This window comes from Enterobacter sp. PL_is511 (assembly GCF_055816065.1).
Map to the genome: position 1 here is coordinate 103,215 of NZ_JBVPGP010000019.1, position 22,298 is coordinate 125,512.

Annotated in this window: 21 protein-coding genes and 1 pseudogene; 16 read left to right on the forward strand and 6 right to left on the reverse strand. The window is 57.1% G+C overall.

Annotation, left to right across the window (positions count from 1 at the left end; genetic code table 11):
- Nucleotides 1-191: 191 nt before the first annotated feature.
- From tamA to AC0TN7_RS06830, 3 genes are read left to right on the forward strand one after another with little or no spacing between them, the layout of a single operon-like run.
- Nucleotides 192-1,925, forward strand: coding sequence for an autotransporter assembly complex protein TamA (gene tamA / locus AC0TN7_RS06820; protein ID WP_024907290.1), 1,734 nt, complete (start codon nt 192-194; stop codon nt 1,923-1,925).
- The gene (gene tamB, locus AC0TN7_RS06825; protein ID WP_473701955.1) at nt 1,922-5,698 is read left to right on the forward strand and encodes an autotransporter assembly complex protein TamB; all 3,777 of its coding nucleotides are present in this window, start codon (nt 1,922-1,924) and stop codon (nt 5,696-5,698) included. The genes tamA and tamB overlap by 4 nt, the downstream gene beginning before the upstream one ends.
- Before the next feature lie 2 nt (nt 5,699-5,700).
- Complete coding sequence (locus AC0TN7_RS06830; protein WP_024907288.1) at nt 5,701-6,045, forward strand: gamma-glutamylcyclotransferase family protein; 345 nt, start codon at nt 5,701-5,703, stop codon at nt 6,043-6,045.
- A gap of 47 nt (nt 6,046-6,092) precedes the next feature.
- Here AC0TN7_RS06830 and AC0TN7_RS06835 read toward each other — a convergent pair whose 3' ends face one another.
- Together AC0TN7_RS06835 and ppa are read right to left on the reverse strand one after the other, a co-directional pair.
- Nucleotides 6,093-6,416 carry a hypothetical protein gene (locus AC0TN7_RS06835; protein WP_023334291.1) on the reverse strand — a complete coding sequence of 108 codons (324 nt, stop codon included), beginning with the start codon at nt 6,414-6,416 and terminating at the stop codon, nt 6,093-6,095.
- 98 nt (nt 6,417-6,514) lie between these two features.
- Nucleotides 6,515-7,045, reverse strand: coding sequence for an inorganic diphosphatase (ppa, locus tag AC0TN7_RS06840; RefSeq protein ID WP_010427397.1), 531 nt, complete (start codon nt 7,043-7,045; stop codon nt 6,515-6,517).
- A 309-nt stretch (nt 7,046-7,354) separates the two neighbouring features.
- On the opposite strand from ppa, the gene ytfQ reads away from it, so the two are divergent.
- From ytfQ to AC0TN7_RS06865, 5 genes are all read left to right on the forward strand, one after another.
- A complete protein-coding gene (ytfQ, locus tag AC0TN7_RS06845; RefSeq protein ID WP_014882271.1) occupies nt 7,355-8,311 on the forward strand; it encodes a galactofuranose ABC transporter substrate-binding protein YtfQ in 957 nt (318 codons plus the stop codon).
- Between the two features lie 103 nt (nt 8,312-8,414).
- Nucleotides 8,415-9,917, forward strand: coding sequence for a galactofuranose ABC transporter, ATP-binding protein YtfR (gene ytfR / locus AC0TN7_RS06850; protein WP_024907287.1), 1,503 nt, complete (start codon nt 8,415-8,417; stop codon nt 9,915-9,917).
- 10 nt (nt 9,918-9,927) lie between these two features.
- On the forward strand, nt 9,928-10,953 hold the full coding sequence (gene ytfT / locus AC0TN7_RS06855) for a galactofuranose ABC transporter, ATP-binding protein YtfT (RefSeq protein ID WP_024907286.1): 1,026 nt from the start codon (nt 9,928-9,930) through the stop codon (nt 10,951-10,953).
- Nucleotides 10,940-11,941: a galactofuranose ABC transporter, permease protein YjfF gene (gene yjfF / locus AC0TN7_RS06860; RefSeq protein ID WP_023334296.1), complete on the forward strand. Its 1,002-nt coding sequence runs from the start codon at nt 10,940-10,942 to the stop codon at nt 11,939-11,941. The genes ytfT and yjfF overlap by 14 nt, the downstream gene beginning before the upstream one ends.
- 93 nt (nt 11,942-12,034) lie before the next feature.
- Entirely contained in the window at nt 12,035-13,606 is a 1,572-nt protein-coding gene (locus AC0TN7_RS06865; protein WP_048989433.1) for a methyl-accepting chemotaxis protein, read from the forward strand.
- Here AC0TN7_RS06865 and AC0TN7_RS06870 read toward each other — a convergent pair.
- Together AC0TN7_RS06870 and fbp are read right to left on the reverse strand one after the other, a co-directional pair.
- The gene (locus AC0TN7_RS06870; RefSeq protein ID WP_024907284.1) at nt 13,578-13,934 is read right to left on the reverse strand and encodes a helix-turn-helix domain-containing protein; all 357 of its coding nucleotides are present in this window, start codon (nt 13,932-13,934) and stop codon (nt 13,578-13,580) included. The two genes, AC0TN7_RS06865 and AC0TN7_RS06870, sit on opposite strands and share 29 nt — an antisense overlap.
- A 150-nt stretch (nt 13,935-14,084) precedes the next feature.
- Nucleotides 14,085-15,083, reverse strand: coding sequence for a class 1 fructose-bisphosphatase (fbp, locus tag AC0TN7_RS06875; RefSeq protein WP_024907283.1), 999 nt, complete (start codon nt 15,081-15,083; stop codon nt 14,085-14,087).
- 197 nt (nt 15,084-15,280) lie between these two features.
- Between fbp and mpl the strand changes: the two genes are divergently transcribed.
- Nucleotides 15,281-16,660 (forward strand): UDP-N-acetylmuramate:L-alanyl-gamma-D-glutamyl-meso-diaminopimelate ligase, encoded by a 1,380-nt coding sequence (gene mpl / locus AC0TN7_RS06880; protein ID WP_024907282.1) that lies wholly within the window; start codon nt 15,281-15,283, stop codon nt 16,658-16,660.
- Nucleotides 16,661-16,744: 84 nt separating this feature from the next.
- Here the strand turns inward: mpl and yjgA are convergent, their stop codons facing one another.
- Complete coding sequence (gene yjgA, locus AC0TN7_RS06885; protein WP_008501414.1) at nt 16,745-17,296, reverse strand: ribosome biogenesis factor YjgA; 552 nt, start codon at nt 17,294-17,296, stop codon at nt 16,745-16,747.
- Between the two features lie 95 nt (nt 17,297-17,391).
- Here yjgA and pmbA point away from each other — a divergent pair, with 95 nt between their 5' ends.
- Both pmbA and cybC read left to right on the forward strand, forming a co-directional pair.
- Nucleotides 17,392-18,744 (forward strand): metalloprotease PmbA, encoded by a 1,353-nt coding sequence (pmbA, locus tag AC0TN7_RS06890; protein ID WP_048992995.1) that lies wholly within the window; start codon nt 17,392-17,394, stop codon nt 18,742-18,744.
- 41 nt (nt 18,745-18,785) lie between these two features.
- Complete coding sequence (gene cybC, locus AC0TN7_RS06895; protein WP_023334302.1) at nt 18,786-19,172, forward strand: cytochrome b562; 387 nt, start codon at nt 18,786-18,788, stop codon at nt 19,170-19,172.
- Nucleotides 19,173-19,310: 138 nt separating this feature from the next.
- On the opposite strand, the pseudogene AC0TN7_RS06900 reads toward cybC, so the two are convergent.
- A pseudogene (locus tag AC0TN7_RS06900) lies at nt 19,311-19,397 on the reverse strand (Hok/Gef family protein); the annotation flags it as partial.
- 416 nt (nt 19,398-19,813) lie between these two features.
- Between AC0TN7_RS06900 and AC0TN7_RS06905 the strand changes: the two are divergent.
- From AC0TN7_RS06905 to AC0TN7_RS06925, 5 genes are read left to right on the forward strand one after another with little or no spacing between them, the layout of a single operon-like run.
- On the forward strand, nt 19,814-20,152 hold the full coding sequence (locus tag AC0TN7_RS06905) for a glycine dehydrogenase (protein ID WP_024907278.1): 339 nt from the start codon (nt 19,814-19,816) through the stop codon (nt 20,150-20,152).
- Nucleotides 20,153-20,162: 10 nt separating this feature from the next.
- Entirely contained in the window at nt 20,163-20,525 is a 363-nt protein-coding gene (locus AC0TN7_RS06910) for an SFCGS family glycine-rich protein (protein WP_010427372.1), read from the forward strand.
- Nucleotides 20,526-20,527: 2 nt separating this feature from the next.
- The gene (locus AC0TN7_RS06915; RefSeq protein ID WP_006810338.1) at nt 20,528-20,827 is read left to right on the forward strand and encodes a DUF4312 family protein; all 300 of its coding nucleotides are present in this window, start codon (nt 20,528-20,530) and stop codon (nt 20,825-20,827) included.
- Nucleotides 20,828-20,849: 22 nt separating this feature from the next.
- Nucleotides 20,850-21,626, forward strand: coding sequence for a DUF4311 domain-containing protein (locus AC0TN7_RS06920; RefSeq protein ID WP_024907277.1), 777 nt, complete (start codon nt 20,850-20,852; stop codon nt 21,624-21,626).
- A 13-nt stretch (nt 21,627-21,639) separates the two neighbouring features.
- A complete protein-coding gene (locus tag AC0TN7_RS06925) occupies nt 21,640-22,281 on the forward strand; it encodes a DUF4310 family protein (protein ID WP_024907276.1) in 642 nt (213 codons plus the stop codon).
- The last annotated feature ends 17 nt before the right edge of the window (nt 22,282-22,298 follow it).

Consider the following 22,298-nt stretch of genomic DNA (forward strand, 5'->3'; position numbering starts at 1 on the left):
AGGTTGTCACGAAGCGTTTAATTGAACACAATAAATGCGCTGAATGAGTCTAGATTTAATCATAAGAAATATTTGGGTGTTACACCCATTTTCAACCCGCGATTCGGGTTTTTGGCCAACAGGCCGTATTTTGCCGCGGAGCGGCACTTCATTTGCTTCCAGGGTGGAAACAGGGATATTCAGGAGAAAACGTGACAAAAATCCGCCAGTTATGTTTAGTCAGTGTGTTGCTGACAAGCGGGATTGCCAGCGCGGCGAATGTCCGTTTGCAGGTTGAGGGGTTATCCGGGGCGCTGGAAAAAAACGTGCGTGCGCAGCTATCGACCATCCAGAGTGATGAGGTGACGCCGGACCGGCGTTTTCGCGCGCGCGTCGATGATGCGATCCGCGAGGGGCTGAAAGCGCTGGGGTATTACGAACCCACCATTGATTTTGATCTTCGCCCGCCGCCAAAGAAGGGGCGCCAGGTCCTCATTGCCCGCGTTTCGCCCGGTGAGCCGGTACTGATTGGCGGCACGAACGTCATCCTGCGCGGCGGGGCGCGTACCGATCGGGACTACCTGGACCTGCTCAGCACGCGGCCAAAAGTCGGCACCGTGCTCAACCACGGTGACTACGACCATTTCAAAAAAGAGCTGACGAGCGTTTCCCTGCGTAAGGGCTACTTTGACAGCCAGTTCAACAAAAGCCAGCTGGGCATTGCGCTGGCGCGACGTCAGGCCTTCTGGGATATCGACTACGACAGCGGGGAACGCTACCGCTTTGGCGACGTGACGTTTGAAGGTTCGCAAATTCGTGAAGAGTACCTGCAAAACCTCGTGCCGTTCAAAAAAGGGGATTACTACCAGTCGAGCGATCTCGGAGAGCTGAACCGACGCCTCTCAGCTACCGGCTGGTTTAACTCCGTGGTTGTCGCGCCGGAATTTGATAAGTCTCGCAAAACCAAGGTGTTGCCGCTGCATGGCGTTGTTTCGCCGCGCACCGAGAACACCATTGAGACCGGTGTTGGCTACTCGACGGATGTGGGACCACGCGTGAAAACCTCGTGGAAAAAACCGTGGATGAACTCGTACGGTCACAGCCTGACCACCAGCCTGAGCCTCTCTGCGCCCGAGCAGCAGCTGGACTTCAGCTACAAAATGCCGCTGCTGAAAAATCCGCTTGAGCAATATTACCTTCTGCAGGGCGGTTTCAAGCGCACCGATTTAAACGACACAAAGCAGGACTCTACGACGCTTGCGGTCTCCCGCTTCTGGGATCTCTCCAGCGGCTGGCAGCGCGCCATTAACCTGCGCTGGAGCCTGGACCACTTTACCCAGGCCAACGTCACCAATACCACCATGCTGCTTTATCCGGGCGTGATGATCAGCCGTACCCGCTCGCGTGGGGGCCTGATGCCGACCTGGGGCGACTCGCAGCGCTACTCCATCGATTATTCCAACTCCGCCTGGGGCTCCGACGTGGACTTCTCCGTCATGCAGGCGCAAAACGTCTGGATCCGTACGCTGTACGACAAACATCGCTTTGTGATGCGCGGCAATCTCGGCTGGATTGAAACGGGAGATTTCGAGCGCGTTCCGCCGGACCTGCGCTTCTTCGCCGGGGGCGACCGCAGCATTCGCGGGTATAAGTACAAATCGATCTCACCTGAGAACGAAAAGGGCCAGCTGACCGGTGCGTCAAAACTGGCCACGGGATCGCTGGAGTACCAGTACAACGTCAGCGGAAAGTGGTGGGGCGCCATGTTTGTTGACGGCGGTGAAGCGGTGAACGATATCCGCCGCAGCGACTTTAAAACCGGCGCGGGCGTCGGCGTGCGCTGGCAGTCACCCGTCGGGCCCATCAAGCTCGATTTTGCCGTGCCTGTCGGCGACAAAGATGAACACGGATTACAGTTTTACATCGGTCTGGGGCCTGAATTATGAGTTTATGGAAGAAAATAAGCCTCGGAGTGCTGATCTTTATCGTGCTGCTGCTCGGGACGGTGGCGTTTCTGGTAGGAACGACGACCGGGCTGCATCTGCTGTTTAACGCCGCGAACCGCTGGGTGCCGGGGCTGGAGATTGGTCAGGTGACGGGCGGCTGGCGCGACCTGCGCCTGAAGAACATCCGCTATGAACAGCCGGGCGTGGCGGTCAACGCCGGGGAGTTCCATCTCGCGGTGAAGCTGGGCTGTTTGCGGGACAGCAAGCTCTGCGTCAACGATCTGTCGCTAAAAGATGTCAACGTGGCGATAGACTCGAAGAAAATGCCGAAGTCTGCGCCGGTTGAAGAAGAAGACAGCGGCCCGCTGAATCTCTCCACGCCATACCCGATCGCGCTTTATCGGGTGGCGCTCGATAACGTCAACATCAAAATCGACGACACCACCGTGTCCGTGATGGATTTCACCTCCGGCCTGCGCTGGCAGGAGAAAAACCTCACCCTGACGCCAACGTCCCTGCAGGGCTTGCTGATCGCGCTGCCGAAAGTGGCCGACGTGGCGCAGGAAGAGATCGTCGAGCCGAAGATCCAGAACCCGCAGCCAGAAGAGAAGCCGCTGGGCGAAACGCTGAAAGACCTCTTCTCGAAGCCAGTGCTGCCGGAAATGACCGACGTACATCTGCCGCTGAACCTTAACATTGAGGAATTCAAAGGCGAACAGCTGCGCCTGACCGGTGATACCGACCTGACGGTCTATAACATGCTGCTGAAGGTCAGCAGCATTGACGGCAACATGAAGCTCGACGCGCTGGATATCGACACCAACCAGGGCTCGGTGAATGCGTCGGGTAATGCGCTGCTGCGCGACAGCTGGCCGGTGGATATCACGCTGAATAGCACCCTGAACATCGACCCGCTGAAAGGCGAGAAAGTGAAGGTCAAGGTGGGCGGGGCGCTGCGCGATAAGCTCGATGTTGGCGTGAATCTCTCCGGCCCGGTGGAAATGGCCCTGCGTGCGCAAACCCAGCTGGCGGAAGCCGGGCTGCCGCTCAATCTTGAGGTTGTCAGCAAGCAGCTTTCCTGGCCGTTCACCGGCGAAAAGCAGTTCCAGGCCGATGACCTGAAGCTGAAGCTGAGCGGCAAGATGACCGACTACACGCTCTCGTTCCGCACCGCGGTGAAGGGGCAGGGCGTGCCGCCCGCGAACATCACCCTGGATGCGAAGGGCAACGAACAGCAGGTCAACCTTGACAAGCTGACCGTCGCGGCGCTGGAAGGTAAAACCGAGCTGACCGCGCTGCTCGACTGGCAGCAGGCGATCAGCTGGCGCGGCGAGCTGAAGCTGACGGGTATTAACACCGCCAAAGAGGTGCCGGACTGGCCGTCGAAGCTGGATGGCCTGATTAAAACGCGCGGCAGCCTGTACGGCGGCACGTGGCAGATGGACGTGCCGAAGATCAAGCTCACCGGGAACGTGAAGCAGAACAAGGTAAACGTTGAAGGCTCGGTGAAAGGCAACAGCTATCTGCAGTGGGTTATCCCGGGCCTGCACGTGGCCCTGGGTCGCAACACGGCGGATATCAAAGGCGAGCTGGGGGTGAAAGATCTCAATCTGGATGCCACCATCGACGCGCCGAATCTGGATAACGCCCTGCCGGGGCTTGGCGGTACGGCGAAGGGGCTCGTGAAGGTGCGCGGCACGGTAGACGCGCCGCAGCTGCTGGCGGATATCACCGCCAATAACCTGCGCTGGCAGGAGCTGAGCGTTGCCCGCGTTCGCGTGGAAGGGGATGTGAAATCCACCGACCAGATCGGCGGTAACCTGAACCTGCGCGTGGAACGTATTTCTCAGCCGGACGTGAACATTAGCCTGGTCACCCTGGACGCTAAAGGCAACGAGAAACAGCACGACCTGCAGCTACGCATGCAGGGTGAGCCGGTCTCCGGCCAGCTGCACCTGACCGGCAGCTTCGACCGCAAAGAGGAGCGCTGGAAAGGGACGCTGGATAATACCCGTTTCAACACCCCTGTTGGGCCGCTGACGCTGTCGCGCGCCATCGCGCTGGACTACCGCAACGCCGAGCAGAAGATCAGCATTGGGCCGCACTGCTGGACCAACCCGAATGCGGAGCTGTGCGTGCCGCAGACCATCGATGCGGGCGCGGAAGGGCGCGCGCAGATCAACCTCAACCGCTTCGATCTGGCGATGCTGAAGCCGTTTATGCCGGATACCACGCAGGCCAGCGGCGTCTTCAGCGGGAAAGCCGATGTCGCCTGGGACACCACCAAAGAGGGGCTGCCGCAGGGCAGCGTGACGCTCTCCGGGCGTAACGTGAAGGTGACGCAGGAGGTCAACGACGCGCCGCTGCCGGTGGCGTTCGACACCCTGAACCTGAGTGCCGATCTGCATAACAATCGCGCACAGCTGGGGTGGACAATCCGCCTGACCAATAACGGTCAGTTGGATGGTCAGGTCCAGATTACCGACCCGCAGGGACGGCGTAATCTGGGCGGCAACGTTAACATCCGAAACTTCAACCTGGCGATGGTGAACCCGATTTTCGCGCGTGGGGAAAAAGCCGAAGGCATGCTGAACGCTAACCTGCGCCTGGCCGGCAACGCGCAAAGCCCTCAGCTGTTCGGTCAGATGCGGCTCAGCGGCGTGGATATCGACGGCAACTTTATGCCGTTTGACATGCAGCCCAGCCAGATCGCGATGAACTTCAACGGCATGAGCTCGACGCTGAGCGGCACGGTATTAACGCAGCAAGGGCAAATCAACCTGAGCGGTGACGCGGACTGGAGCCAGCTCGACAACTGGCGCGCCCGTATTGCCGCTAAGGGCAGTAAGGTGCGCATCACCGTACCGCCGATGGTGCGTCTGGACGTCTCGCCTGATGTGGTCTTTGAAGCCACGCCAAGCCTCTTCACGCTTGACGGTCGCGTCGACGTGCCGTGGGCGCGCATCGTGGTTCACGACGTGCCGGAAAGTGCGGTCGGCGTCTCAAGTGATGAAGTTATGCTCAATGAAAATCTGAAACCTGTCGAACAGAAGAGCGCTGGCATACCGATTAATAGTAACCTTACCGTGCACGTGGGGAATAACGTGCGGTTGAATGCGTTTGGGCTGAAGGCGAGGCTCACGGGCGACCTGAAAGTGGCGCAGGATAAACAAGGGCTTGGCCTGAACGGGCAGATCAACATTCCTGAAGGGCGTTTCCATGCCTATGGTCAGGATCTGATTGTTCGCAAAGGCGAGCTGCTGTTCTCCGGCCCACCGGATCAGCCCCTGTTAAACATCGAAGCGATTCGTAACCCGGAAGCGACGGAAAACGACGTCATTGCTGGGGTTCGCGTCACCGGTTCCGCCGACGAACCGAAGGCGGAGATCTTCTCTGACCCGGCGATGTCGCAGCAGGAAGCCCTCTCTTATCTGCTGCGTGGACAAGGTCTGGACAGTGGACAAAGCGACAGTGCGGCGATGACCTCGATGTTAGTGGGTCTGGGGGTTGCACAAAGTGGGCAGGTTGTGGGTAAAATCGGCGAGACGTTCGGCGTAAGCAATCTGGCGCTGGACACCCAGGGCGTGGGTGACTCCTCGCAGGTGGTGGTCAGCGGCTATGTACTGCCGGGTCTGCAGGTAAAATATGGTGTGGGGATCTTTGACTCACTGGCAACACTCACGCTACGCTATCGCCTGATGCCTAAGCTATATCTGGAAGCAGTGTCCGGCGTAGACCAGGCACTTGATCTGCTCTATCAGTTTGAGTTTTAGCAATGCGAATATTTGTCTACGGCAGTTTAAGAACCAGGCAAGGCAACAGTCACTGGATGACCAATGCCCTGCTGCTGGGGAATTACAATATCGAGAACTACCAGTTGTACAGCCTGGGCCACTATCCAGGCGCGGTTCCGGGCGAAGGAACAGTACAGGGTGAAGTCTATCGTATTGATAACGCGACGCTTGCCGAACTTGATGCCTTGCGCACCAGGGGCGGTGAATACGCGCGCCAGTTGATCCAGACGCCGTACGGAAGTGCGTGGATGTATGTCTACCAGCGTCCGGTCGAAGGGTTAACGCGGATTGTAAGCGGTAACTGGTTAGACAGAGACCAGTACTGAAAAACGACAACGCCACCGTGAGGTGGCGTTGTTTTTTTTTTGCTCCTTCAACTCTCTTCTGTATCCCGGCGCCGGGTTAAAAACAGAGGAACGAACAGCATGATATAGGGGGCAATAAGCCATAACAAACACAGGGCGCGTGAACGGCCATAGTAGTTTATGCACCGCGTATTGCTTGAAATGACGGGCAGGAAAAACAGTAAAAACAGCAGAATCGCATAATCGCTTCGATAAGGGATCCATAAGTAAAACAAAAACCAGGCAAGCTGGAATGTCATGATGCAGAGATACTGCCATTTGCTGTCTTTGCCGTAACAGTCAAACGCCTTTATGTAGCCCATCTTGATGCTTTGAAGAAAGAAACTTAGCATGTATAACGCTCACGATCTTGATGGTCAGGAGTGTATGTCTTTTTCAAAGGCAACAAAAAGCCCCGACATGCGGGGCTTTCATCAATCAGCAGTAAGAATTACTTCTTAGCAGCGCGTTCGAAAGAGGCGATGATTTCCGCTTTCGCTGCTTCTGCGTTGTCCCAGCCGTCAACTTTAACCCACTTGCCTTTTTCGAGGTCTTTGTAGTGCTCGAAGAAGTGAGTGATCTGCGCTTTCAGCAGCTCTGGCAGGTCGTTCACATCTTTGATGTGATCGTATTCTTTGCTCAGCTTGGTGTGCGGTACTGCAACCAGCTTCGCATCTTCACCGGATTCGTCGGTCATTTTTAGCACGCCAACTGGACGGCAGCGAATGACGGAGCCTGGCTCCAGTGGGTATGGCGTTGGGACCAGCACGTCAACCGGGTCACCGTCCAGAGACAGGGTGTGGTTGATGTAACCGTAGTTGCACGGATAGAACATCGCGGTAGACATGAAACGGTCTACGAACAGGGCGCCGCTCTCTTTGTCCACTTCGTATTTGATCGGATCTGCGTTAGCCGGGATTTCGATAACTACGTAGATGTCTTCTGGCAGTTCTTTACCCGCTGGGACGTTGAGTAAGCTCATGTCGGTGTCCTTTAAAATGGATGGTAAACAAGTGGCAGGTATTATAGCCAACTCGCGCTGAATGTCTCCGCCTGTTTTCGCTTTATCTCCCCGCTTTCTCCACTTTTCAGACCGATTCCATGACAGGAAAATCCATAAACTCAGCCGCATTTTTCATGGCGAAATGAAAGCGATTACAAACTTGTGATTAACGTTTTATTCACTTTTCTGAAGTGTGATGTAACGCAATTCGTTACATATTTCATGGGCTATAGTCATTCCGCAGAACATCTTTTAACCAACAATAACTCACCCTACGAGGACGTTCATATGTGGAAGCGCTTACTCCTGGTCACAGCAGTTTCGGCAGCCATGTCGTCTATGGCGATGGCCGCTCCCTTAACCGTAGGTTTTTCGCAAGTCGGCTCTGAATCTGGCTGGCGAGCTGCAGAAACCAACGTGGCGAAAAGCGAGGCTCAGAAACGCGGCATTACCCTGAAAATCGCCGATGGTCAGCAAAAACAAGAGAATCAGATCAAAGCCGTGCGCTCCTTTATCGCCCAGGGCGTGGATGCCATCTTTATTGCACCCGTCGTGGCGACCGGCTGGGAACCCGTCCTGAAGGAAGCGAAAGACGCTGAGATCCCGGTCTTCCTGCTCGACCGTTCCATCGACGTCAAAGACAAATCCCTCTATATGACCACCGTCACCGCCAACAACGTGCTTGAAGGGCAATTGATTGGTGACTGGCTGGTGAAGCAGGTCGACGGCAAGCCGTGTAACGTCGTTGAGCTGCAGGGTACCGTCGGCGCGAGCGTGGCCATCGACCGTAAAAAAGGCTTTGCTGAAGCCATCGCGAAAGCGCCAAACATTAAGATTATCCGCTCTCAGTCCGGCGACTTTACCCGTAGTAAAGGTAAAGAGGTTATGGAGAGCTTCATTAAGGCTGAAAACAACGGCAAGAACATCTGCATGGTTTACGCCCACAACGATGACATGGTGATCGGTGCGATTCAGGCAATTAAAGAAGCGGGTCTGAAGCCGGGCAAAGATATCCTCACCGGCTCTATCGACGGCGTGCCGGACATCTACAAAGCGATGATCGACGGAGAAGCCAACGCCAGCGTGGAGCTGACGCCAAACATGGCGGGTCCGGCATTCGACGCGCTGGAGAAATTCAAGAAAGACGGCACGATGCCGGAGAAAGTGACGGTCACCAAGTCCACCCTCTACCTGCCTGATACGGCGAAAGAAGAGTTAGAGAAGAAGAAAAATATGGGCTACTGATCCAGTGAAATTGCCGGGTGGCGCTGCGCTTACCCGGCCTACGATACGCTCTTTTGTAGGCCGGATAAGCGCAGCGCCATCCGGCTTGATGCAGGGGGAAACCATGACCACTGAACAACACCAGGAAATCCTCCGCACAGAGGGCTTGAGTAAATTCTTCCCCGGCGTAAAGGCGCTGGATAGCGTTGATTTCAGCCTGCGGCGCGGGGAGATCATGGCGCTGCTGGGCGAGAACGGGGCGGGAAAATCGACGCTGATTAAATCCCTGACCGGTGTTTATCACGCCGACCGCGGCACCATCTGGCTGGAAGGCAACGCCATTTCGCCCAAAAACACCGCCCATGCCCAGCAGTTGGGGATCGGGACGGTGTACCAGGAAGTGAACCTGCTGCCGAATATGTCGGTGGCGGATAACCTGTTTATTGGCCGCGAACCACGCCGTTTTGGCCTGCTGCGCCGCAAAGAGATGGAAGCGCGGGCGACAACGCTGATGGAATCGTACGGCTTCTCCCTCGACGTCCGCGAGCCGCTGAACCGCTTTTCCGTGGCGATGCAGCAGATCGTCGCCATTTGTCGCGCGATCGATCTCTCGGCAAAGGTGCTGATCCTTGACGAACCCACCGCCAGCCTCGATACCCAGGAGGTGGAGATGCTCTTTACCCTGATGCGCCAGCTGCGCGATCAGGGCGTCAGCCTGATCTTCGTCACCCACTTCCTCGATCAGGTGTATGAGGTGAGCGATCGCATTACGGTGCTGCGCAACGGCAGCTTTGTCGGCTGCCGCGAAACCCGCGAGCTGCCGCAAATCGAGCTGGTAAAAATGATGCTGGGCCGCGAGCTGGAGACCAACGCCCTCCAGCGTGCAGGGCGCACGCTGCTGAGCGAGAAACCGGTCGCCGCGTTCAGTGATTACGGCAAAAAAGGGGTGATCTCGCCGTTTAACCTTGAGGTGCGGCCAGGCGAAATTGTCGGGCTGGCGGGCCTGCTGGGCTCCGGCCGGACCGAGACCGCCGAGGTGATCTTCGGGATCAAGCCTGCCGACAGCGGCAGCGCGCTGATCAAGGGCAAACCGCAGACCCTGCGATCGCCGCATCAGGCCTCCTGTCTGGGCGTCGGCTTCTGCCCGGAGGACCGGAAAACGGACGGCATTATTGCCGCGGCCTCGGTGCGGGAAAATATCATTCTGGCGCTACAGGCGCAGCGCGGCTGGCTACGGCCGATCCCTAAGCGCGAGCAAAACGCCATTGCCGAGCGCTTTATCCGCCAGCTCGGCATCCGCACCCCGAGCGCGGAACAGCCCATTGAATTCCTCTCCGGCGGTAACCAGCAGAAAGTACTGCTCTCCCGCTGGCTGCTGACCAAACCCCAGTTCCTGATCTTGGACGAACCGACCCGCGGCATTGACGTGGGGGCGCACGCTGAAATTATCCGGCTTATCGAAACCCTGTGCGCGGACGGTCTGGCGCTGCTGGTCATTTCCTCCGAGCTGGAAGAGCTGGTGGGCTATGCCGATCGCGTCATCATCATGCGCGATCGCAAGCAGGTGGCAGAGATCCCGCTGGATAAGCTGTCCGTTCCGGCGATCATGAATGCCATCGCGGCATAAGGAGTGAATCGTGATGCCCCGTTCGCTTTCGCAAACCGGTGAGTCAAAGCGCCGCTTCAGCTGGCCGACCGGCACGCCGCAAATCGCGGCGCTGCTGGTGGTTCTGCTGGTGGATAGCCTGGTCGCGCCGCATTTCTTCCAGATCATCGTGCAGGATGGCCGCCTGTTTGGCAGCCCGATAGACATTTTAAACCGCGCCGCGCCGGTGGCGCTTCTGGCCATCGGAATGACGCTGGTGATTGCCACCGGTGGGATTGACCTCTCCGTCGGCGCGGTGATGGCTATCGCCGGGGCTACGGCCGCCTCCATGACCGTGGCCGGACATAGCCTGCCGGTGATCCTGCTGGCAGCCTTGGGCACCGGCGTGCTGGCAGGATTATGGAACGGTATTCTGGTTGCGGTGCTGAAAATCCAGCCCTTCGTCGCCACGCTGATTTTAATGGTTGCCGGGCGCGGCGTCGCGCAGCTGATAACCTCCGGCCAGATTGTCACCTTTAACTCCCCGAGCCTGGCGTGGCTCGGTAGCGGCAACCTTCTGTTCTTCCCGACGCCGGTGATTATTGCCCTGGTCACGCTCGTTGTCTTCTGGCTCTTCACCCGCAAAACGGCGCTGGGCATGTTCATTGAGGCCGTCGGGATCAACATCCGCGCCGCGCGCAACGCCGGCGTCAACACCCGGCTAATGGTAATGCTGACCTACGTGCTGAGCGGCGTCTGCGCCGCCATTGCCGGGGTCATCGTCGCGGCGGATATTCGCGGGGCCGATGCCAACAACGCGGGACTCTGGCTGGAGCTGGACGCGATCCTCGCGGTGGTGATCGGCGGCGGGTCGCTGATGGGCGGGCGCTTTAACCTGCTGCTCTCGGTGATCGGCGCGCTGATCATTCAGGGCATGAACACCGGGATCCTGCTGTCGGGATTCCAGCCGGAGCTTAACCAGGTGGTGAAGGCGGTGGTCGTGCTCTGCGTGCTGATCGTCCAGTCGCCGCGCTTTGTCAGCATCATTAAGGGGATCCGTGGCCATGATAAAACGTAATTTACCGTTAATGATCACGCTGGGCGTATTTGTGCTGGGGTACCTCTACTGTCTGACGCAGTTCCCCGGTTTTGCCTCGACGCGCGTGATCTGCAATATCCTGACCGATAACGCCTTTTTAGGCATTATCGCCGTCGGTATGACCTTTGTGATCCTCTCCGGCGGGATCGATCTCTCCGTTGGGTCGGTGATCGCGTTTACGGGCGTGTTCCTCGCGAAGGCAATCGGCTTCTGGGGCATCTCTCCGCTGGTGGCGTTTCCGCTGGTGCTGGCGATGGGCTGCGCGTTTGGTGCTTTTATGGGGCTGCTGATCGACGCGCTGAAAATCCCTGCTTTTATCATCACCCTCGCCGGGATGTTCTTCCTCCGTGGGGTGAGCTATCTGGTGTCGGAAGAGTCGATTCCAATTAACCACCCCATCTACGACACGCTCTCCAGCCTGGCGTGGAAAATCCCCGGCGGCGGCCGCCTGAGCGCGATGGGGCTGCTGATGCTGGGCGTGGTAGTGATTGGCATCTTCCTCGCTCACCGTACCCGGTTTGGCAATCAGGTTTACGCCATTGGCGGTAACGCCACGTCGGCCAACCTGATGGGCATTTCAACCCGCAGCACCACCATCCGCATCTATATGCTCTCGACCGGCCTGGCGACGCTGGCGGGTATCGTCTTCTCGGTATACACCCAGGCGGGCTATGCCCTCGCAGGCGTGGGCGTTGAGCTGGATGCGATTGCTTCTGTGGTCATTGGCGGCACGCTGCTCAGCGGCGGGGTGGGCACAGTGCTGGGGACGCTGTTCGGCGTGGCCATCCAGGGGCTGATACAAACCTATATCAACTTTGACGGCACGCTCAGCTCCTGGTGGACGAAGATCGCCATCGGTATTCTGCTGTTTATTTTTATTGCCCTGCAGCGGGGGCTGACGGTGCTCTGGGAGAACCGTCAAAGCTCGCCTGTTACCCGCGTAAACACATCGGTAACAGAGCGATAACACGCTGAATTTGCTTAAAGTCTAAACATTTTCCGGTAGCGGCCGATACTCTTTTTTTATGCCCAGAAATATCTCGCTACCGGAAATAATATCATGCTTAAAACGCTATCGATTCGTACCGGCTTGCTCTCTTTACTGGCCGTTATGACCCTTCTGCTGCTGATTGTCAGCGGCATTGGCATTTATGCCCTCACACAGAGTTCTTCTTCGCTGCAGCGTATTAATCACCTTCAGGGTGAGCAGATGGTGCAGCTTAATTCAGGCTATACGCTGCTCCTGCGCGCGCGCAATGAAGCGGGTCAGGCCGTCCGCATGATGGAAATCGGCATGCTGGACGATGCGGCCAACGCGGTAAAAAACATCAATCAGGAAGTTGCCCTGGCCCAGAAAACGCTGAAAGGGGTAATCGACGGCGGCGTGGCTGACGAGCAGGGACAACAGTTGCTCGATAAAGTGGCGGCCAGCCTGGCGACGTATAGCCAGCAGGGGATCAACCCGATGCTGAAAACGCTGAATGACCAGAGCGCGGACGGGTATTACGATCTGCTCGAGAAGACGTTGATTCCGGTGGCGAAGCAGTTTGATAACGATATGCAGGCGTTTCAGAAATGGAGCGAAGCGCGGGGTCAGGCGGAAGTGAGCGCCGTGCAGTCGAGTAAAACCCGCGTCCTGATCCTGATTATCGTCGCAGCGCTGCTGACGGCGGGCATTATCGTGCTCGCCTGGCTGGTGCTGCGCCATATGCTGCTCAAGCCGCTCTCGGCCTCCATTGCTCAACTGGAGAACGTGGCAGCGGGGGATTTAACCCATACGCTGAATGCCCCCGCGAGCCAGGAGTTTAACCGCCTCAACGCGGTGATAGAGGAGATGCGCCAGTCGCTGATGAACTCGGTTCTGCGGGTACGTGATGCCAGCGCGCAAATTGACACCGGTAGCCGCGAGCTGACGCTGGGAAACCGCGATCTTGCCGAGCGTACGGAATCCACCGCCACGTCGCTGGAGCAGACGGCGGCCAGTATGGAACAGATCACCGCCACGGTGAAACTCAACGCCGATAACGCCGAGCAGGCACACCAGCTGGCAAAATCGGTGTCCGACACGGCCGATCACGGCAGCGAGATGGTCTGCTACGTGATTGAAAAAATGCGCGATATTTCCGGCAGCTCGGCACGCATCGCCGACATCCTGAGCGTGATCGACGGCATTGCCTTCCAGACCAATATCCTGGCGCTTAACGCCTCCGTGGAAGCGGCGCGCGCGGGCGAGCAGGGGCGCGGGTTTGCCGTCGTCGCAGGCGAGGTGCGAAACCTTGCCAGCCGCAGCGCCGACGCGGCGAAAGAGATCCGAACGCTAATCAGTGATTCGCAGACCCACGTTAACGAGGGGAGCGAGCTGGCCCAGCAGGCTGGCGAAACGATGGACGAGATCGCAACCGAAGTGCTGCGCATGACCAAACTGATGCGAGAGATTGCGACCGCGTCTCAGGAGCAGAGCCGGGGCATTGAGCAGGTGAATATTGCGGTGAACCAGATGGACGAAACCGCGCAGCAGAATGCGGCGCTGGTGCAGCAATCCTCCGCCGCGACCCGCTCCCTTGAGGAGCAGTCGCGTCAGCTGATGGAAGCCATGTCATCATTCAAAGTGACGACTCAGAACGCGGCATAATATTACCCAGCCCCGGTACGTTCTGTGCCGGGGTTTTATTCCTTCCGGAATTAAGCGCCCCGATATTATCGTGAATTTCGCCCATTAATATTTCCAGCGAGCTGGTTAAGGCTAACGCTTTTTCAGTCGGTTCAAGGTATAAACCTTTACGGAAAAATAACGGCTCATCAAAGAGTTGATTAAAGCGCTTTAATGCCAGACTCACCGCGGGACGGGACATCTCCAGACGCAAAGAGGCCTTTGCCATGCTGCCGCAGCGGACGATTTCAATAAATACAGGGATAAGATTTAAATCAATACCGGTATTAGCACGGGAATAATTTTTCATTGCAATTCTGCTCCACGAAATATCTGTCAAACTGTTATGGAAATAATGCAGGAGCAGTGGTGAATATTAAAGCATGTTTTTTATAAACACTTATACGGTAAAATATATAAATGACAAGGGGAGCCGGACAGGCTCCCCTGAAGAGAGGGATTACGCGTCCGGGTACTCACGGATAAAACGTTCAACGTCTTCAACCATGTGGTTGTTGCCGACGAAGAATGAACGGCGCTGGTGAAGGCTTTCCGGCACGATGTCCAGAATACGCTCTTTACCGTCGCTCGCCTTGCCGCCCGCCTGTTCAGCAAGGAACGCCATCGGGTTGCATTCGTACAGCAGACGCAGTTTCCCGTCCGGGTGGCTGGCGGTGCTTGGGTAGAGGTAGATACCGCCTTTCAGCAGGTTACGGTGGAAATCCGCGACCAGAGAGCCAATATAACGGGACGTGTACGGGCGCTGGGTCGCTTTATCTTCTTCCTGGCAGAATTTAATGTACTTCTTCACGCCGTTCGGGAATCGGATGTAGTTGCCTTCGTTGATGGAGTAGGTATTGCCCTTCTGCGGGAAGCGCATGCGTTCCTGGCTCAGACAGAAAACGCCCAGTGATGGATCGTACGTAAAGGCGTGAACCCCGCACCCGGTGGTATACACCAGCATGGTGGAGGATCCATAAACGACGTAACCGGCAGCAACCTGATTAATGCCCGGCTGCAGGAAATCTTCTTCGGTCACCGGCGTGCCAACAGGCGTGACGCGGCGGTAGATGGAGAAAATGGTACCGACAGAAACGTTAACGTCGATGTTTGAGGAGCCGTCGAGCGGATCCATCAGAACAACGTATTTAGCGTGTTCACACCCTTCGAAAACAACAATTTCATCTTCTTCTTCAGAGGCGATACCCGCAACGATGTCGCGCGCGCGCAGTGCAGCTTTCAATTTTTCATTTGCGAACAGATCGAGCTTCTGTTGAACCTCGCCCTGAACGTTCTCGGCACCGCTGGCACCCAGGATATCGACCAGACCGGCCTTGTTGATATCACGGTGGATGATCTTAGCGCCCAGCTTTATTGCCGACAGCAAAGCAGTGAGTTCACCGGTAGCATGAGAGAACTCGTGCTGCTTTTCGACAATAAATTCACCTAACGTTTTCATAACACTTTCCCTGCATCTTTGTGAGTAGAGCGATTGTATGTTCACTAAAACGACTAAAGCCCAACAATCTTAACAAACATTCAAATATTAGCGCAGAGGTGAATCGCGCCAGCAACATACGGATTTACCTGAAATGCGTTTCACACCCGCTAACATGTGAGTAAAATGTGCGCCACATTGAAGAAGGATAGTGACGTATGCGCATTCATATATTGGGGATTTGTGGCACTTTCATGGGCGGACTGGCAATGCTGGCGCGCTCGCTGGGCCATGAAGTGACAGGTTCGGACGCCAATGTGTATCCGCCGATGAGCACACTTCTGGAGAAACAGGGCATCGCTTTAATTCAGGGCTACGATGCCAGCCAGCTGGATCCCGAGCCGGACCTGGTGATCATTGGCAACGCCATGACCCGCGGCAATCCGTGCGTCGAGGCGGTACTGGAACGCAATATTCCGTTCATGTCCGGCCCGCAGTGGCTGCATGACTTCGTCCTGCGCGACCGCTGGGTGGTTGCCGTTGCCGGTACCCACGGCAAAACCACCACCGCCGGAATGGCGACCTGGATCCTCGAAGCCTGCGGCTACAAGCCGGGCTTCGTGATCGGCGGCGTACCGGGTAATTTCGACGTCTCTGCGCGTCTGGGCGACAGCCCGTTCTTTGTTATCGAAGCCGACGAGTATGACTGCGCGTTCTTCGACAAGCGTTCTAAGTTCGTGCATTACTGCCCGCGCACGCTGATCCTCAACAACCTTGAGTTCGACCACGCGGATATCTTTGACGACCTGAAAGCGATCCAGAAACAGTTCCACCACCTGGTGCGTATTGTTCCGGGCCAGGGCCGCATCATCCTGCCGGAGAACGACATCAACCTGAAACAGACGATGGCGATGGGCTGCTGGAGCGAGCAGGAGCTGGTGGGCGAGCAGGGCCACTGGCAGGCGAAGAAACTCAACGCCGATGCCTCCGAGTGGGAAGTGCTGCTCGACGGTGAAAAAGTGGGTGAGGTGAAGTGGGGCCTGGTGGGCGAACACAACATGCACAACGGCCTGATGGCGATTGCTGCGGCGCGTCACGTGGGCGTGCTGCCTGCGGATGCAGCCAATGCGCTGGGCTCGTTTATCAATGCCCGCCGCCGTCTGGAGCTGCGCGGTGAAGCCCACGGCGTTACCGTGTATGACGATTTCGCGCACCACCCAACGGCCATTCTGGCCACGCTTGCTGCCCTGCGTGGCAAGGTCGGCGGTACCGCGCGCATTCTGGCGGTGCTGGAACCGCGCTCGAACACCATGAAGATGGGCATCTGTAAAGACGATCTCGCGCCGTCATTAGGACGTGCCGATGAAGTCTTCCTGCTGCAGCCGCAGCATATTCCGTGGCAGGTGGCGGAAGTGGCCGATGCCTGCATTCAGCCTGCGCACTGGAGCGCAGATGTGGATGCGCTCGCGGATATGGTGGTGAAAGCCGCTCAGCCTGGCGACCACATTCTGGTGATGAGCAACGGCGGTTTTGGTGGGATCCATCAGAAGCTGCTGGACGGTCTTACGAAGAAAGCGGAAGCGGCCGCCGACGCGTAAAAAAAAGCCCGGTGGCGCTTGCGCTTACCGGGCCTACGTTCTTTTCTCCCTCGCCCCTCTAGGGAGAGGGCGTGGTGAGGGGGATTACTCTTCGTTCTCAGACAGCTCGCGCAGATACTGGAAAATCAGGCGCGCAGATTTCGGCGGCTTATTCCCTTCTTTCTCTTTCTTCGCGTTGCGGATCAAGGAACGCAGCTGCTGGCGGTCGGCATCCGGCCACAGGTTCAGCACTTCCGGTACGGCATCATCACCCTGTTCAATCAGGCGATCGCGGATCTGCTCCAGCTTGTGGAACAGCGCAACCTGCTGGTTGTGGCGGTTTTTCAGCTTGTCCAGCGCCTGGCGGATCGGATCGACGTCGCGCTGACGCAGCATTTTCCCGATAAGCTGAAGCTGGCGACGACGGCCTTCTTTTTTGATTTTCTGTGCCAGTTCAATGGCATCACGCAGATCCTGGTCGAGCGGGATCTTGTCCAGCGCGTTTTTACCCAGTTCTACCATTTCCGCGCCAAGCTGTTTTAACTCTTCGGCGTCACGTTTAATTTCACTTTTACTGACCCAGATGATCTCATCATCTTCGTCTTCGATGTCATCACCGGGAACGTCGTCGAGCCAGTCTTCGGGCTGCTTAGTCATGTCAGGCTCCTTAAAAAAAGAGGCTAATGTTACCAGTTAAGACGCGCACTGAAAAACGGTTCTCTGTTAGACTTCAGATAACTCTCTCTTACAGTATGGCATTTGCGATGAAAGTAACCTCACAAGTTGAAGCGCAGCGTAAGATTCTTGAAGAAGCCGTCTCCACCGCGCTGATGCTTGCTTCAGAAAAATCAGATGGCGCCGAAGTGGCGGTCAGCAAAACCACCGGCATCAGCGTGAGTACCCGCTATGGCGAAGTGGAGAATGTCGAATTCAACAGCGACGGCGCGCTGGGGATCACGGTGTATCACCAGAATCGCAAAGGCAGCGCGTCATCCACCGATCTCAGTCCGGATGCCATTGCCCGTACGGTGCAGGCGGCGCTGGATATCGCCCGTTATACCTCCCCGGATCCTTACGCAGGCGTGGCGGATAAAGAGCTGCTGGCGTTTGATGCGCCGGATCTCGATCTTTTCCACCCGGCGGAAGTGACCCCGGACGAAGCGATCGAACTGGCCGCGCGCGCCGAGCAGGCTTCCCTGCAGGCGGATAAACGCATCACCAATACCGAAGGCGGCAGCTTCAACAGCCACTACGGCATCAAAGTCTTCGGCAACAGCCACGGCATGCTGCAGGGCTACTGCTCCACCCGTCATTCGCTCTCCAGCTGCGTCATCGCCGAAGAGAACGGTGACATGGAGCGTGACTACGCCTACACCATTGGCCGCGCGCTGGGGGACTTGCAGTCTCCTGAGTGGGTGGGAAAAGAGTGTGCCGAACGCACGCTGTCTCGCCTGTCGCCGCGTAAACTCTCCACCATGAAGGCCCCGGTTATTTTTGCCAACGAAGTGGCGACCGGTCTGTTTGGTCATCTGGTGGGCGCTATCGCGGGCGGCTCGGTTTACCGTAAATCGACCTTCCTGCTCGATTCGCTGGGCAAGCAGATCCTGCCGGAATGGTTGACCATCGAAGAGCATCCGCATCTGCTGAAAGGGCTGGCCTCCACGCCGTTCGACAGCGAAGGCGTGCGTACCGAGCGTCGTGACATCGTCAAAGACGGCGTGCTGACCCAGTGGCTGCTGACCAATTACTCCGCGCGCAAGCTGGGGCTGAAAAGCACCGGACACGCTGGCGGCATCCACAACTGGCGCATTGCCGGGCAGGGCCTGAACTTTGAGCAGATGCTGAAAGAGATGGGCACCGGCCTGGTCGTCACGGAACTGATGGGCCAGGGCGTAAGCGGCATCACCGGCGACTACTCTCGCGGCGCGGCGGGCTTCTGGGTGGAAAACGGCGAAATCCAGTATCCGGTAAGCGAAATCACTATCGCCGGCAACCTGAAGGACATGTGGCGCAATATCGTTACGGTCGGTAACGATATTGAAACACGTAGCAATATACAGTGTGGTTCTGTACTTCTGCCGGAAATGAAAATCGCCGGCCAGTAATATCCGTAAAGGCGTTTTAATAATAAAAAAGGAAGTGAGCAATGCGTAAACATCTGTTAGCGATCGTCGCGGCTTCAACGCTGGTTCTTGGCTCTTCTGCGTTTGCTGCCGATCTTGAAGACGACATGGGCATCCTCGGTCAAAACCTGAAGGTGGTGCAGAAAACCGACAATGCGGCTGAAATGAAAGACGCGCTGACCAAAATGCGTGAAGCGGCGCTGGATGCACAGAAAGCGACGCCGCCGAAGCTGGAAAGCAAAGCGGCAGACAGTGCAGAGATGAAAGACTATCGCCACGGCTTTGACGTGCTGGTCGGCCAGATCGACGGCGCGCTGAAGCTGGCTAACGAAGGCAAAGTGAAGGAAGCCCAGGCGGCGGCCGAGCAGTTTGTGACCACGCGCAACACGTACCACCAAAAGTATCGTTAATTGGGTGCCTGAGCTGTACGTCCTTCCCCGTATGCGGAGGCGCATGACGCGCCCCCGCATCCTTGCTCCTGACTTTCCGGAGCGACAATCCATCCTCGCTGTCACTGCAAAAGAATCGTTTCGAAAACTGATCTCGCACAGTGTTTTCCGCGTCACCAGCGTTAAGATGATTATTGTCAAAGCAATAATCATCAAAACTCCAATGCCTGGGTTTTGGCGTTTCATGGATGCCTCCTTGCTTTAAAGCGGGCGAGGTAGCGAACTCCACGGTCCGACGTGTCGTTTCGAGCCCCCGCCCTGATTTTCTATCAGGCGGGGCTTTCCACTTTCCGTCCCATGCCTGAGACGGTCAGTCTCAAGCACCCGTTGCCACTCTAGCGGATCCCCATAAGAAAACCTTATCCACGTCACATTTCTACGAGCCCGCTCGTAATCTTTTCCGCTTTGCTTGCCCCGTTTTGGCCGCGCAATAGCGTGATATTCATCACGTAAATGCAGCGGTTTATCCAGATTCACCGCATTTATGTGGCACAGATCACTGTCGCGGCTCGCCTTTCCACTTCGAAGTGGAAAACAACTCGCTACAAACAATTCCCCCCCAACGTTAGTTTTATTCCAGAGCCATTAACGGGGTAAGACCAGTGATTAACGGAGCGGTAATGAACGACGTTGGGGAACATGCGGAGCAAACAGAACAGCTCGCGAACACCATGCTGCAGCAGGTTTATGCCCTGCTGGCCCGAAACAACATCATCCCCAATGCGGTACAGGAGCAGATGCTCACCTCCCACGTGCGCGCCATGGCGCACCGGTCCGTGACCGGCGAGCCGCTGCCGGAGGTTGAAGCAGAGCTGTTTGACGAAATTTCACCGGATTCAATGCGGCTCGCCCGTGAAGTGGTCGCGCAGTTTGGCAATCTTCCTGATGAAGAAGCCTGGCTGCTCTCCGTTCACTTTGAAGTCGCGAAAGACAACCTTTAAGGAGCAACACATGGAACAGATTACAGTCGTGATTGGCGATCGCCTGGGTAAAGGTCAGAAAGTGGCTGCCGGTGTGGAAAAAGCAGGTGGACGCGCGGTGGTTGTGCCGGGCATGGCGGCGGACATGAAGCTCGGCGACATGATGAAAGCGGAAAACGCCACCTTCGGCATCTCCTTCTGCGGCAGCGGCGGCGCGGGAGCCATCACTGCCCAAACCAAATATGGCTACAAAGCCAAATACGGCATGCGTTCCGTGGAAGAGGGCGTGACCGCCATCAACGAAGGCTGCAACGTGCTGGGCTTCGGCTTTATGGATAAAGAAGAGCTGGGCGAGCGTCTGGTGCAGGCGTGGCAGAAAAAATACGGCGCATAAGCATGAAAGAACAGTTCACAACCACGGTGAGAGTGAAGGGAAAAGGCGACGCCAAAGCGCGCGCCTTTGCCGACGCGCTCAACCACGTTCAGGCCGCGGTGATGAAAGCTTCACCGCATATCTTACTGCGTATTGAGCCACAGGATGTGCAGGTCGTTCAGGCGCAAGAAGCGGTGCGTAAAGAAGCGTTTCTGTTCTTCTTTCTGCGCCGGGAAAGACGCACCTACAGCGTGGAGCTGGATGTGACCGTCAACGTGACAGCCATCAATCTCGACCAGGTGGATTTCGTCACGCAACGCTGATTATTCATAAAAGGGCAGACTGATGTTCTTAATTATATTAATAAAATCGCTCATCATTGGCGGCCTGGTTGGCGTCGGTGTCGGAGCCGGGGCTGCACGCATGTTTCATGCGCCTACCACACAGGGTATGGGCGCGTTTCGTACGTTGGGGGAACTGAACTCCTGTGAAGGGGATCCGGCGTCCCACTTCTCCTTTGGGTTAGGTTTCTTCTTTAACGCCTGGGCCTCTTCCGTGGCCGCAGGGGCTTTCACACAGGACGTTGACCACCGCATCATCCCGAACTGGGGTGCTGCTGCACTGATGATCAAAAACCGTAACGTCGGCGAAACGCTGCACGATCCGCGCAAAATGGCGATTGCCTGCGGCCTGATCGGCATGATTGTCGTGACCTTCCTTAACCTTACCGCCTCCTCCGTACCGGCTGCGCTTCAGGTCACCGCCGTCAAGGTGCTGGTGCCGGCGGCGAACCTGCTGGTGAACACCGTGATGCCGGTGATCTTCTGGCTGGCGGCCATCGACGCGGGTAAAAAATCGGGCTTCTGGGCCACCATCTTCGGCGGCGCGGCGCAGCTGATCATGGGCAACGCCGTACCGGGCCTGGTGCTGGGGATCCTGATCGGTAAAGGCGTGGAAGAGAGCGGCTGGAACCACGTCACCAAAGTGATGATGGCGGCTATCGTCCTGCTCTTCGTGCTGAGCGGCTTCTTCCGCGGCTTCGACATGAAGATGATCGAATCCTTCCATCTGACCGTGCCGAACTGGCTCGACATGATCCACAACTCGCTCAGCGGTAAATAACAGGAGCCTCTAAATGGAACAGAATAAAGGTTTTTGGTATGCCGACTGGTCGTTCCCGATCTTCGTTGGCCTGCTCTCCTCCGGCGTCTTCGCCGGGACGCACATGTACTACCTCTACGGCATCGGCGCGTTTAACGAAGTGGCCTTCGTGGCGATGCTGAAGGCAGGCATCGATACCGGCGTTTACGGCGCGGTGGCGGCGTTCGGCGCGAGCTTCCTGTTCGCCCGTATTATCGAAGGGTCGCTGGTCGGTATTCTGGATATCGGCGGCGCCATCCAGACCGGCGTAGGTCTCGGCGTACCGGCGCTGCTGCTGGGCGCGGGGATCATGTTCCCGGTGACCAACTTCATTGCTTCGCTGATCACCGGCCTGGTGATTGGTCTGGCAATTGGCTACGTCATCATCCTGGCGCGTAAGTTCACCATCAACCAGAGCAACTCCACCTACGGTGCAGACGTGATGATGGGCGCGGGCAACGCCTCCGGCCGCTTCCTCGGGCCGTTGATTATCCTCAGCGCCATGACCGCCTCCATTCCTATCGGCGTCGGTTCCCTGCTGGGGGCGCTGGTGTTCTACATCTGGCAGAAGCCGATCACCGGTGGCGCCATTCTGGGTGCAATGCTGTTGGGCTGGCTGTTCCCGGTCGCCCTTTAATACCCGCGGGCGCTCCG